This is a genomic window from Marinobacterium sp. NO-S09 (assembly GCF_059179545.1).
Genome location: NZ_CP168954.1, coordinates 804,362 through 817,075, shown reverse-complemented (window position 1 = coordinate 817,075; position 12,714 = coordinate 804,362). Strand labels below are relative to the sequence as shown.

Sequence of the window (12,714 nt, the reverse complement as noted above, 5' to 3'; positions counted from 1 at the left end):
ACTCACACATAAAAAAACCGCTGCTTCAGCAGCGGTTTTTTTGTATCTTCCCGCACCATCACCCGATGCTGCGGTTTACCCACCCGCTTACAGCGGGTAGTGCTCAGGCATCGGCAGACGCGCCACGCCTGTATCGATTGCCGCCTTGGCAACAGCGTGAGAAATCGCGCCCAGCAGGCGGGAGTCCGTTGCCTTCGGCAGGATGTACTCGCGACCGAATTCCAGTTCCTGCAGACCGTATGCGTTCAGCACTTCAGGCGTTACTGGCTCTTTAGTCAGATCAGCCAGCGCACGGACCGCTGCAGCCTTCATTTCTTCGTTGATGGCAGTGGCACGTACGTCCAATGCACCACGGAAGATGAACGGGAAGCCCAGGACATTGTTGACCTGGTTCGGGTAATCGGAACGACCGGTAGCCATGATCACATCAGAGCGGGTCGCACGCGCCAGATCCGGTTTAATTTCGGGATCAGGGTTCGCGCAAGCGAAGACGATCGGGTTGTCCGCCATCTTCAGCAGGTTTTCCGGAGACAGCAGATCAGGGCCGGACAGACCTACGAATACGTCTGCGCCTTCAATTGCGTCTTCCAGAGTACGTTTATCGGTTTCAGTGGCAAATGCCGCTTTTTCCGGAGTCAGATCTTCACGACCGGAGTGGATCACACCCTTACGGTCAATCATGAAGATGTTTTCGACCTTGGCACCCATATTGATCAGCAGCTTCATGCATGCGCTGGCAGCAGCGCCCGCACCCAAGCATACGATCTGTGCTTCTTCCAGCTTCTTGCCGGCCAGTTCCAGTGCGTTGATCATGCCGGCCGCCGTTACAATCGCGGTACCGTGCTGGTCATCATGGAATACAGGGATGTTGCAGCGTTCGATCAGGACGCGCTCGATCTCGAAGCATTCAGGTGCCTTGATGTCTTCCAGATTGATTCCACCAAAGGTTTCAGCAATACGGGCAACCGTATCGATGAAGGCCTGCGGGCTCTCTGCGTCCACTTCGATATCAATGGAGTCGATATTGGCGAAACGCTTGAACAGCAGGGACTTACCTTCCATTACCGGCTTGGAAGCCAACGGACCCAGGTCGCCCAGACCCAGGATAGCGGAACCGTTGGAGATCACGGCAACCAGGTTACCCTTGGCAGTGTAGCGGTACGCTGCTTCAGGGTCCTTGGCGATCTCACGGACCGGCTCGGCCACACCCGGCGAGTACGCCAGGGAAAGATCGCGAGAAGTCTCAGCAGAGGTAGACAGCTCTACACTGATTTTGCCCGGACGAGGAAACTCGTGATAATCGAGGGCAGCTTGTTTAAAGTCTTGAGACATGGTTGCTGTTTCCAACTAAGGTTGTAAAAAGACGGACTTGCATCATATATAAAAGCAATATCCACAACAACCGCCCTTCAGACGATGCTTATTACGACTTCAGAGCCTCTGCAGATGGCGTAAATGGGTGATTTTCAGCAACCAGCGTTGACGTCCTGATGACTGCGCTTGACCGCGTAACTGGCGATCAATGACCCAGCCTCGCGCCTGTAACAGCTGGCCTTTGCGCCAGCCGGATGCCCCTTGAGCCTTCAGCTCGACAGGCAGAAACAGGGCCAGGTGATTATCCAGATCGACATAAACGCCGGACGATGTCCGGGTTACGCGAGTAATACGGCCTTTTACCAGTGCAAAGCCACCCTGACGAATATCGCTTGCCTGGCGAGCGCCCTGCTGCCACACGCCCTTGCCGGCACGTTTGGCGCGTGCCTCGGCTTTAAAAAGGCAGCTTTCCAGACTTGGGCCTACACCTCTGGCCAGCACGTGCCCAAGACCTGCCGCAGCCAACCCCTCGGCAACCAGACGGCCATCCGGCAGATAAACGTGAGCAAGCATGCGACCATAGCGGTCCTGCTTGCCCCGGCTTTGCACCCAATACACCTCGCGGCCTTTCGTGTGCACCTCTAGCCACTGGGCTGCACTGCGTGCAAACGGTTGATCCTGACGCCCGTCTCGACCCAGTTCGGGTGTATTTATACCCAGCAAACGAATACGGCGTCCATCGGCCAGCTTCAGCGTATCGCCATCATACACATGCACCACCCTGGCATAGGTACCACCGGGCAGCCGGGGACAGGCTCCCTCTTGAGCTGACACCTGTCCAAACGGGAACAGTGTCAGCAAGGCACAAACAAAAAAGGCACCCCAGTGGGGTGCCTTCTTCGTGTGCTCTCTTGGCAAGAACTGCTTAGTTCTTGAAGCCACGAGAACCGAAACGTTTCTTGAAGCGGTCAACACGGCCACCAGAAGTCGCTTCCTTCTGCTTGCCTGTGTAAAACGGGTGACACTGGCTGCATACGTCGACCAGCATGTCTTTACCCATAGTAGAGCGGGTGTTCATTACGTTACCGCAAGAGCAGGTAACTGTGATTTCGGTGTATTCCGGATGGATACCAGCTTTCATCTCAAACCTCGATAAAATTGGCGTGCCGCCACCCGGTCGAATTCATTGCCGCCAGGCACCGCACGATTCTGGATCGGCTTATCATTGCCCGAGCAATATGCCTGAAACACTTTGCCCGTCAAAAGACAGCCGTCGTTCGTTACAACTAAGGCGCAAAATTATACGCATGCAAATCGCCACTCACAAGCAAAAAAGGGCTTTAGCGCCACCTTAATAAGCACCTTGCCAAGCCGCTTGGCCAGCATAGGTTGTCTGGCTCTCGCCTGTTAGACTAGCGCCATGATCAAAGCCAACCCATATGTGCCCCGCCGATGCTGATTTTTCGTCTGGCAATACCCTCTCCCTTGCACCGCCTGTTTGACTATCGACCGCCCGTATACGGCGCAGTTGATGCAACGCCCGGGTGCAGGGTACGCGTCCCCTTCGGTAACCGTGAGGTGATCGGCATTCTGGTCGACCGGGTTGCAGAAACCGAGAGCGACTGTCCACCTGACAAACTCAAAGCTGCTCTGGAAGTGCTGGATGAAACACCGGTGCTCTGCGATGAGCTTTATCAGCTGACCTGCTGGGCTGCGCGCTACTACCAGCACCCTCTGGGGGATGCACTTCAGCAAGCCCTGCCCGTACTCTTGCGCCAGGGGCAGTCGGACCGATTTCAGCATCAAACCCTATGGCGCGCCAGTCAGGATGCGGCATTGTCTCTGCTGGCCAGCAATGCCCATCGCCAGCGCGAACTGCTGCAACTGCTACTGGAGCACCCTCAAGGCATCAGTACCGATGCTCTGAAGGCAGAGGGGGGTGACCCCAAGTTGCTGCGAACGCTGGAGAGTAAAGGACTGGCGACCAGCATGGAAAAGCGCCCGCAACTGCCACACGCCGACGAGCAGGAACAGGTGCTGCGCGAAGCCCCCCTGACCCTGAATAACGAACAGGGAGCCGTGGTTTCACGTCTCCAGCAGGCCAACGGATTCCTGCCGCTACTGCTGGAAGGCGTTACCGGCTCGGGCAAGACCGAAGTGTACCTGCAGGCGATTCAGCACGTATTGGAACAGGGCAAGCAAGCACTGGTACTGGTACCCGAAATCGGCCTCACACCGCAGACAACCGCCCGTTTCAAGGCGCGCTTCAATGTCCCGGTTCTGGCCCTGCATTCAGGCATGACCGACCGCCAGCGCCTGGATGCCTGGCTCTGGGCCCGCGAAGGCAGTGCCCGTATCTTGATCGGCACGCGTTCGGCCATTTTCACCCCTCTCAAGCATCCCGGCATCATTATTGTCGACGAAGAGCATGATGGGTCATTTAAGCAGCAGGATGGCTTCCGCTATCACGCTCGCGACCTGGCCGTGTACCGTGCCCGCCAACTCAACGTACCCGTCCTCCTGGGTAGCGCCACACCTTCGCTGGAATCATTGCAAAATGCGCTCAGCGGCCGCTTTGAGCACCTGCGCCTGACCCAACGCGCCGGTAACGCACAACCACCTAAATTTGAGCTAATGGATATCAAGCAGCAAACGCTGGATGCTGGCCTGTCCTCCGGCCTGCTTGCCCGTATTCACCAGCATTTGCGCCAGGGGACTCAGGCACTGATATTCCTCAACCGGCGCGGTTTTTCGCCGGCACTGGTATGCCATGACTGCGGCACCCCCGTGGATTGCACCCGCTGCGACGCTCGCATGACACTCCACCGCCAGCCACCGCACCTGCACTGCCACCACTGCGACCGCCAGACACCGATCCCGCGCCGCTGCGGCCAGTGCGGCAGCGACCAGTTGCGCCCCGCTGGCAGCGGCACCGAACGCATCGAAGATCGTTTGCAGGTCCACTTCCCGGATGTACCCATCCATCGCGTGGACCGTGACAGCACCCAGCGCAAAAACGCACTGGAAAAGATCATGACCGAAGTTCACAAGGGCGAGCCCTGCATTCTGGTGGGCACCCAGATGCTGGCCAAGGGCCACCATTTTCCCAAGGTGACCCTGGTCGCCATACTTGATGCCGATGCAGGCCTGTTCAGCGCCGACTTCCGCGGCATGGAGAAAACTGCTCAGCTCACTCTACAAGTGGCCGGACGTGCAGGTCGTGCGGATCATCCCGGCGAGGTAGTGCTGCAGACCATGCAAGCCGATCACCCCATGCTCAACACGCTGGTACACGCCGGCTACGAGCCTTTTGCCCGTGAAGAACTGCGCCTGCGTCAAGGCGGTCATCTGCCCCCCTTCTCCCATCATGCTCTGATCCGGGCTGAAGCCAACCGTCAGGGGCTGGCGGATAACTTTCTGCTCAGCCTGCGTGAGTGGGGACAGCAATATCTGCCCGAACACGTGCACTGCATCGGCCCTTTCCCGGCCTTGATGGAGAAGCGCGCCGGCCTGTTCCGCGCCCAGATGCTGATTCAAGCCGGGCAACGCAAGCCCTTACATCAAGCCCTGGCTCTGCTGGTCAGCATGATGCAGGAACACCCGGAAGCACGGCGGGTGCGCTGGACTCTGGATGTGGACCCGATCGACAGTTACTAGGCCGTGGCTCTGGGTACTGCAGCATGCAGGTGTCACGCTGTGCGTCATCCATGACCGCTCGACTGCACACCACAGCACCCAGCCATTCTCCCCCCCTTCATCAACATCCCGTACCGGCAACGCGCTGCGACTGATTGGCAATTGACCACCTGCAGGGCGTATAATGTCCGGTTTATTGCATCATTCTGATCGTCAATTCCAGCCAGAGTACCCCGATGAAAGAACAGATTGCCCAGTTGATCGAGACGGCTCTCGATTCCCTGATCGCAGACGGCACCCTGCCGGCCGACATCACGCCCAACATCCAGGTGGAAAACACCCGCGACAAGGCGCACGGCGACTTCGCCAGCAACATTGCCCTGACTCTGGCCAAGCCGGCACGACGAAACCCGCGCGAACTGGCACAGCAAATCTGTGATGCCCTGCCCCAGTCCGGCAGCGTCGACAAAACCGAGATTGCAGGCCCCGGCTTCATCAACTTCTTCGCCAACCAGGCATCAACCTTTGCCGTTGTTGGCGAGATCCTGGAGCAAGGCGACAGCTTTGGCCGCGCTCAGCCCAACTCGGGCCCGCGCATGCAGGTCGAATTCGTATCCGCCAACCCGACCGGCCCGCTGCACGTGGGCCATGGCCGTGGTGCCGCCTACGGCGCGACCGTTTCTGACCTGCTGGAAGCCGCCGGCGTGGAAGTGGAACGTGAATATTATGTCAACGATGCCGGCCGTCAGATGAACATTCTGGCTGTCAGTGTCTGGCTGCGTTACCTGGAACTGAACGACCAGGAACTGACCTTCCCCAGCAATGGCTACCAGGGTTACTACATTCGCGATATCGCCAACGACCTGATCAAGGACCATGGCGACCGCTTCAACTTCCCGGCTGCCGACGTTTTCTTTGAGATCCCCGCCGACGAACCGGCCGGTGGTGACAAGGAAATCCACATCGATGCACTGATCGAGCGTGCCCGCCAGCTGCTGGGTGATGACTACGAAACCGTGTTCGATGCTGGCCTGACCGCCATTCTGGGCGATATTCGTGAAGACCTGTCCGAGTTTGGTGTTGATTACCAGGAATGGTTCTCCGAACGCTCCCTGACCAACAGCGGTGATGTCAGCCGTGCGCTGGAGCAGCTGGAAGCCAAGGGCTACTTGTACGAAGAAGAAGGCAACCTCTGGTTCCGTTCCACCGACTTCGGTGATGACAAGGACCGCGTGGTCAAACGCGCCAATGGCCAGACCACCTACTTCGCGTCCGACATCGCCTACCACATGAACAAGTTCGAGCGTGGCTTCGACAAGGTCGTGAATATCTGGGGTGCTGACCACCACGGCTATATCGCCCGTGTTAAAGCCGCCATCCAGGCGATGGGCTACGACCCGGAGAAACTGGAAGTGCGTCTTGTCCAGTTCGCCATACTGTATCGCGGCAGCGAACGCGTGCAGATGTCCACCCGCTCCGGTTCCTTCGTCACCCTGCGTGAGCTGCGCAACGAAGTGGGTAACGACGCCTGCCGCTTCTTCTATGTGACCCGCAAGGCGGACCAGCACATGGACTTCGACCTGGAGCTGGCCAAGTCCGAATCCAAGGACAACCCGGTTTACTACATCCAGTACGCCCACGCACGTGTCTGCTCGGTACTACGCAAGCTGGACAGCGAAGGCATGGCCTGGGATCAGGCTGCCGGCCTGGCGTCTCTGGAGCGTCTGGAAAGCGAAACCGAGAAGGACCTGGTCAAGCAGCTGGCCAAGTATCCGGAAACCCTGCAGCACGCGGCGCTCAACTTCGAACCGCACATGCTGGCCAACTATCTGCGCGATCTGGCCGGTGACTTCCACACCTGGTACAACGGCCACAAGCTGATCATCGATGATGCCGAACTGCGTAATGCCCGCCTGACCCTGAGCGTCTCTGTACGCCAGGTACTGGCCAACGGCCTCAAACTGCTGGGCGTGTCCGCACCGGAGCAGATGTAACCCATGGCGAAGCAGGATTACGCTCGCAAGCGGCGTGGCGGCAACAGTGCCAGCCGCGCCCAGCCGCGCAAGGCAGCGCCAAAAAAAGCAGCCCCGCCACCGCCAAGGCACAAGCCCTGGGGTCTGATACTGTTCACTCCCCTGGTATTGGGCGGGCTCGGCTTTCTGCTGTATACCCTGCTGCAGACACCACCGCAACCGAGCACGGCCACTACGCCCAAGGTAGAAAAGGTCGCGCCCAAGCCGGCTCCCAAACCGGCGGCGAAGCCCGTGGCAAAAGCGGAGCCCCAGCCGGCACCGGCAGCTGAAGAACCCAAGCAAAGCAAGTTTGAGTTCTACGAAATGCTGCCCAAAACGGAAGTGGTGGCGCCCAAGGTGGATGTGTACAAGTCCACGCCCAAGGACGCCAAGATGGAGCACCGTTACCTGTTACAGGCCGGTTCCTTCCGTAACAAGTCCGATGCCGAGAGCATGCGCGCCAAGCTGATCCTGCAGGGACTGCCCGGCGTGAAGGTGGATCAGTCCTCCGGCAGCAGTGGCATCTGGTACCGTGTTCGCCTGGGCCCGTTCGACAACAAGACGGCCATGAACAAGGCGCGTAACAAGCTGGGCAAGCTCAGTATCCTGCCAATGCAGATCCGGATCGACTGATCCGGGTCTCCCCCCTTGAAATCCTGTCACCTGCATCCATATCTGTAGGCATTAGAGATACCGATAGGATTTTTCTGTTATGACAACAATTGTTTCCGTGCGCCGTGGCGACCAGGTAGTGGTTGGCGGTGATGGCCAGGTTTCACTTGGCAATACCGTAATGAAAGGCACCGCCAAAAAGGTTAATACCCTGCCCAAGCACCAGGTGATCACGGGGTTTGCCGGCAGTACTGCAGACGCCATCACCCTGCGTGACCTGTTCGAGCAGCAGCTGGACAAGCACCAGGGCAACATCGTGAATGCGGTCATCCATCTCGCCCGTGAGTGGCGTTCCGACCGCGCCCTGCGCCGCCTTGAAGCGCTGATGCTGGTGGCCAACCAGGAAAAAACCTATCTGATTTCAGGTAACGGTGACGTCATCGAGCCGGAAGACGGTGTCATCGCCATCGGCTCCGGCGGCAACTACGCCCTGGCTTCTGCCCGCGCACTGGTGGAAAACACAGAACTGAGCGCCCGCGATATCGTGGAGAAGAGCCTGCACATTGCCGCCGGCATCTGCGTCTTCACCAACGACAACCTGACCATTGAAACCCTGGCCAACAGCCGCGAGGAGAACTGAGCATGTCCAACATGACCCCGCGCGAGATCGTGCATGAACTCAACCGTCACATCATCGGTCAGGACGACGCCAAGCGCTCCGTCTCAATCGCTCTGCGTAACCGCTGGCGTCGCATGCAGCTGGACGAAGAGCTGCGCCCGGAAGTTACCCCGAAAAACATTCTGATGATCGGCCCCACCGGCGTTGGTAAAACCGAAATTGCCCGCCGTCTGGCCAAACTGGCCAACGCGCCGTTCATCAAGGTCGAAGCGACCAAGTTCACCGAAGTCGGTTATGTCGGCCGCGATGTGGAAACCATCGTCCGCGACCTGGTCGAGATGGCCGTCAAAATGGTACGCGAACAGGCAATGGAAGGGGTTCGCTTCCGCGCCGAAGAAGCTGCCGAAGAGCGCATCCTCGATGCTCTGCTGCCGCCGGCTCGCCCGACCAGCTATGGCAATGAAGAAGAACCGAGCAAAACCGACAGCGCCACTCGCCAGATCTTCCGCAAGAAGCTGCGTGAAGGCCAGCTGGATGACAAGGAGATCGATATCGAGGTCTCCCAGCAGCCCATGGGCGTCGAAATCATGGCCCCTCCGGGCATGGAAGAGATGACCAGCCAGCTGCAGAACATGTTCTCCAACATGGGTCAGGACCGCAAGAAGAGCCAGCGCCTCAAGGTGAAGGATGCCTTCAAACTGCTGACCGATGAAGAAGCAGCCGGCCTGATCAAGGAAGAAGAGACCAAGCAGAAAGCCGTTGAGATGGTGGAGCAGAACGGTATCGTCTTCCTCGACGAGATCGACAAGGTCTGCAAGCGCGGTGAAAGCAACAGCGGCGGTGATGTCTCCCGTGAAGGCGTGCAGCGTGACCTGCTGCCGCTGATCGAAGGCTGCACCGTGAGCACCAAGTACGGCATGGTCAAAACCGACCATATCCTGTTTATCGCCTCCGGTGCCTTCCACCTGGCGCGCCCATCCGATCTGATTCCGGAGTTGCAGGGCCGTCTGCCGATCCGCGTCGAGTTGAACGCGCTGACGCCGGAAGACTTCCGTCGCATCCTGACCGAGCCCAAAGCCTCCCTGACCGAGCAGTACAAGGCACTGTTGGCGACTGAAGGCGTCACTGTCGAGTTCACCGATGATGGCATCGCCCGCATCGCCGAACTGGCCTACGAGGTGAACGAGCAGACCGAGAACATCGGTGCCCGCCGCCTGCACACGATGATGGAACGTCTGCTGGACGAGCTGTCATTCGTGGCCTCCGACAAGCACGGTGAAACCGTTGTCGTCGATGCTGCGTATGTGGATGCGCAGTTGAATGAACTGAGCCATGATGAAGACCTGAGTCACTACATTTTGTAAGACTCTCGATCTTTTTGACTGCCGGGGCAGCCATGCTGCTCCGGTTGCTTACGGAGCCCCACCATGAATACCTCGGTTCCCCTGCCTTCCGATATCAAGTTACACCTGAAGTCCAAAACCCTGGAGCTGATCTACGCTGATGGCGTCTATGAACTGACCGCTGAATTCCTGCGCGTACATTCACCCTCGGCCGAAGTGCGTGGACACGGTATCGGCAACGGCGTGCTGCAAACAGGCAAGAAACATGTCGGCTTCAAGGGCGTTGAGCCCGCCGGCAACTACGCCCTCAAGATCAGCTTTGATGATGGTCACGACTCGGGCCTCTATACCTGGGAATACCTGCATGACCTGACGCATAATCAGGACGAATACTGGCAGCGTTACCTGCAACAGCTGGAAGCAGCCGGTGCTTCGCGTGACAATGGTTTGATCGCCCGGGGTTAAGCCTCACACCAGTGCGACAAACTATTCTCTGCGGAGTAGAATGCGGGCATCTTTTGAGTAACAGTCGGACAGAGAATCATGTCAGAGCAGAACGAAAAGAAAACCACTCACTTCGGCTATCAGGACGTCCCGGTCGAAGAGAAGGTAAAGCGTGTCGCCGATGTCTTCCACTCGGTGGCCGGTAAGTATGATCTGATGAATGACCTCATGTCCGGCGGCATCCACCGACTGTGGAAGCGCCTCACCATCGACCAGTCCGGTGTGCGTCGCGGCCACAAGGTACTGGATATTGCCGGCGGTACCGGCGACCTGACGCGCAAATTTGCCCGCATGGTGGGTCAGGAAGGCAAAGTAGTACTGGCCGACATCAACGACTCCATGCTCAAGGTGGGCCGCGACAAGCTGCTCAACTCCGGCGTCACCGGTAACGTGGAGTACGTTCAGGCCAACGCCGAGTGCCTGCCGTTCGACGATAACACCTTCGATGTGATCACCATCGCCTTCGGCCTGCGCAATGTCACCGACCAGAATGCAGCTCTGGCCTCCATGCTGCGCGTGCTCAAGCCCGGAGGCAAATTGATGATTCTGGAGTTTTCCAAGACCGATAACCCTGCCTTGACCAAGATGTACGATTTCTATTCGTTCAATATCCTGCCGCAGATGGGCAAGGTCATCGCCGGTGACGCCGAAAGCTACCGCTACCTGGCTGAATCCATCCGCAAACACCCGGATCAGGAAACCCTGAAAGGGATGATGGATAGCGCAGGCTTCGTGAACACCCGCTACCAGAACATGACCGGCGGTGTCGTGGCCCTGCATACCGGCATCAAGCCCTGAGCACGCCCCTGAACCCAGCCCTCTGAAGCGAGTACTGTCATGGCCACCGGAATGATCAATGCCACTCTGCTGACACTGGCGGAAGAAAGCCTCAACCGTGTACTGGCGTGCGATCCGGTGACGCTGAAACAGCTGGAGGCACTGTCAGGACGCGAAATCCGCATCGAGTGCAGCCGTCCCGAGTGCCATCTTTACCTGCTGCCGCATGCACAGGGCATCGACCTGCTGGCAGAAAGCGCTACCGAGCCAGACGCCTGCATTCGTGGTTCTGCCTTCAATTTGATGCGCCTGCCCCAGGCCGGTAACCAGGTGTTGTTCGGCCGCGGCGTTAGCATCGAAGGTGACAGCGGTCTGGTACACCGCCTGCAACAGATTCTGGCCGATAGCCAGATCGATTGGGAAGCCTGGCTGGCCGACCTGATCGGCGATACTGCAGCACACCCGCTGGCCAACCTGCTTCGCTCGGCGACTCAGCAACTACGCTACAGCGGCAACAGCCTGATGCTCAGTCTGGAAGAATACCTGCATGAGGAAGCACGCCTGCTGCCAACACGGGTTGAGATCGAAATCTGGCAGGATGAAGTGGATGAGCTGCGCGATGCCAGTGACCGCCTGGAGGCACGCATCGCACAGCTGGAGCAGCAGCGTTCAGGCCACTCAAGCAGTGAGCAGCCTGACTGACCCTGATGTCTTAAAAGGGTTTCACCACCACAAAAATCAATATCGGGATAAAGATCAGCAGCGGCAATTCGTTGTACAAACGGAAGTAGCGACCGCTGCGACTCAACTCACCGCGCTGAAGCTGTTTCAGGTAGGCACGGCACCAGACATGGTAGCCAATCAAAAAGACTACAAACAGCAGCTTGGCATGCAGCCAGCCCCCGCTGAAGCCATAGCCCAGCCAGAGCCAAAGCCCCAACCCCAGCGTGAACACGGCCATAATGGTCATGAAGCCATAGAGCTTGCGCGCCATGATCTCCAGACGGGCCACATCCTGCCCTGCCTCACGGCCTTCCACATAATGCACAAAGATACGCGGCAGATAGAAAATTCCCGCCATCCAGCTGGTCATGGCCAGAATATGGAGCATTTTAAACCAGAGCATAGAGTCCCCTCAGCCGCTCGTCACGAGCGTCAGTCCTTGTCGATGAATGGCGCTGGCCAACCCGGAAGTTAACCGAGCGCTTTAACCGAGGTTTCGACCCGCAGCAGGTCCACCAGTTCCACCCGCAGCTGATCGCCCGGTTGAACCGGCCCGACTCCCGCCGGTGTACCGGTCAGCACCACATCGCCAGGCTCCAGGGTGAACCACTGGCTGGCATAGCTCAGCAGCTTCAGCACCGGGGTTACCATCTGTGCCGAGTTACCGTCCTGACGCACCTCACCGTTAACCGTCAAACGGATCTGAACGTCGGCCAGATCATTTACAGACGCGGGTGAAAGGAACGCCGACAGCGGGCAGGCGCCATCGAAACACTTGGATTTTTCCCAGGGCTGTCCCTTCTGCTTCAGACTGTCCTGCACTTCACGCAGGGTCATATCCAGGCCCAGACCGATACCGGCAATGCCATGCATCGCCTGCTGTTCATCCGCATCCTTCAGGGTTTCGCCAATCAGAATGGCCATCTCGGTTTCAAAGTGCACCGCACCCTTACCTTCGGGAACCGTGAAAGCTTCTTCCATCGGCACCACGGAAGTCGCGGGCTTGATAAACAGGATGGGCTCGGTGGGAACGGGGTTGTTCAGTTCGCGGGCGTGGTCGGCGTAGTTGCGGCCAATGCAGACCACCTTGCCCAGCGGCAGGTCCAGCTCATGCTCACCCGCCGCGCGATGTTGATAACTCATTTTGCAGATCTCCTGACAACCGGTTTTGTCC

13 protein-coding genes are annotated in these 12,714 nt (G+C 58.3%); 8 read left to right on the top strand and 5 right to left on the bottom strand.

What is annotated here, in order from left to right; genetic code table 11:
• Positions 1-87 precede the first annotated feature (87 nt).
• The 3 genes from O3C79_RS03950 to rpmE all read right to left on the bottom strand — a co-directional run bounded on the left by O3C79_RS03950 (position 88) and on the right by rpmE (position 2,455).
• Positions 88-1,332 (bottom strand): malic enzyme-like NAD(P)-binding protein, encoded by a 1,245-nt coding sequence (locus O3C79_RS03950; protein WP_494384890.1) that lies wholly within the window; start codon positions 1,330-1,332, stop codon positions 88-90.
• Positions 1,333-1,431: 99 nt separating this feature from the next.
• On the bottom strand, positions 1,432-2,148 hold the full coding sequence (locus tag O3C79_RS03945) for a thermonuclease family protein (RefSeq protein ID WP_494384889.1): 717 nt from the start codon (positions 2,146-2,148) through the stop codon (positions 1,432-1,434).
• Between the two features lie 91 nt (positions 2,149-2,239).
• Positions 2,240-2,455 (bottom strand): 50S ribosomal protein L31, encoded by a 216-nt coding sequence (gene rpmE / locus O3C79_RS03940; RefSeq protein WP_010324711.1) that lies wholly within the window; start codon positions 2,453-2,455, stop codon positions 2,240-2,242.
• A 311-nt stretch (positions 2,456-2,766) separates the two neighbouring features.
• On the opposite strand from rpmE, the gene O3C79_RS03935 reads away from it, so the two are divergent.
• The 8 genes from O3C79_RS03935 (at position 2,767) to O3C79_RS03900 (ending at position 11,519) form a co-directional block, all read left to right on the top strand.
• Positions 2,767-4,971, top strand: a complete 2,205-nt coding sequence (locus tag O3C79_RS03935) for a primosomal protein N' (RefSeq protein ID WP_494384888.1) — start codon at positions 2,767-2,769, stop codon at positions 4,969-4,971.
• Between the two features lie 215 nt (positions 4,972-5,186).
• Positions 5,187-6,944 carry an arginine--tRNA ligase gene (gene argS, locus O3C79_RS03930; protein ID WP_494384887.1) on the top strand — a complete coding sequence of 586 codons (1,758 nt, stop codon included), beginning with the start codon at positions 5,187-5,189 and terminating at the stop codon, positions 6,942-6,944.
• Positions 6,945-6,947: 3 nt separating this feature from the next.
• Entirely contained in the window at positions 6,948-7,595 is a 648-nt protein-coding gene (locus tag O3C79_RS03925) for an SPOR domain-containing protein (RefSeq protein WP_494384886.1), read from the top strand.
• A gap of 79 nt (positions 7,596-7,674) precedes the next feature.
• A complete protein-coding gene (gene hslV, locus O3C79_RS03920) occupies positions 7,675-8,214 on the top strand; it encodes an ATP-dependent protease subunit HslV (RefSeq protein WP_010324715.1) in 540 nt (179 codons plus the stop codon).
• A 2-nt stretch (positions 8,215-8,216) separates the two neighbouring features.
• On the top strand, positions 8,217-9,557 hold the full coding sequence (gene hslU, locus O3C79_RS03915; RefSeq protein ID WP_494384885.1) for an ATP-dependent protease ATPase subunit HslU: 1,341 nt from the start codon (positions 8,217-8,219) through the stop codon (positions 9,555-9,557).
• Positions 9,558-9,620: 63 nt separating this feature from the next.
• Positions 9,621-10,001 carry a gamma-butyrobetaine hydroxylase family protein gene (locus tag O3C79_RS03910; protein WP_494384884.1) on the top strand — a complete coding sequence of 127 codons (381 nt, stop codon included), beginning with the start codon at positions 9,621-9,623 and terminating at the stop codon, positions 9,999-10,001.
• A 78-nt stretch (positions 10,002-10,079) separates the two neighbouring features.
• Entirely contained in the window at positions 10,080-10,838 is a 759-nt protein-coding gene (gene ubiE / locus O3C79_RS03905) for a bifunctional demethylmenaquinone methyltransferase/2-methoxy-6-polyprenyl-1,4-benzoquinol methylase UbiE (protein WP_010324718.1), read from the top strand.
• Positions 10,839-10,877: 39 nt separating this feature from the next.
• The gene (locus O3C79_RS03900; protein WP_494384883.1) at positions 10,878-11,519 is read left to right on the top strand and encodes a ubiquinone biosynthesis accessory factor UbiJ; all 642 of its coding nucleotides are present in this window, start codon (positions 10,878-10,880) and stop codon (positions 11,517-11,519) included.
• A gap of 10 nt (positions 11,520-11,529) precedes the next feature.
• Here the strand turns inward: O3C79_RS03900 and O3C79_RS03895 are convergent, their stop codons facing one another.
• Both O3C79_RS03895 and O3C79_RS03890 read right to left on the bottom strand, forming a co-directional pair.
• Positions 11,530-11,943 carry a CopD family protein gene (locus O3C79_RS03895; RefSeq protein ID WP_494384882.1) on the bottom strand — a complete coding sequence of 138 codons (414 nt, stop codon included), beginning with the start codon at positions 11,941-11,943 and terminating at the stop codon, positions 11,530-11,532.
• Positions 11,944-12,011: 68 nt separating this feature from the next.
• Positions 12,012-12,683, bottom strand: a complete 672-nt coding sequence (locus tag O3C79_RS03890; RefSeq protein WP_494384881.1) for a fumarylacetoacetate hydrolase family protein — start codon at positions 12,681-12,683, stop codon at positions 12,012-12,014.
• Between the last annotated feature and the right edge of the window lie 31 nt (positions 12,684-12,714).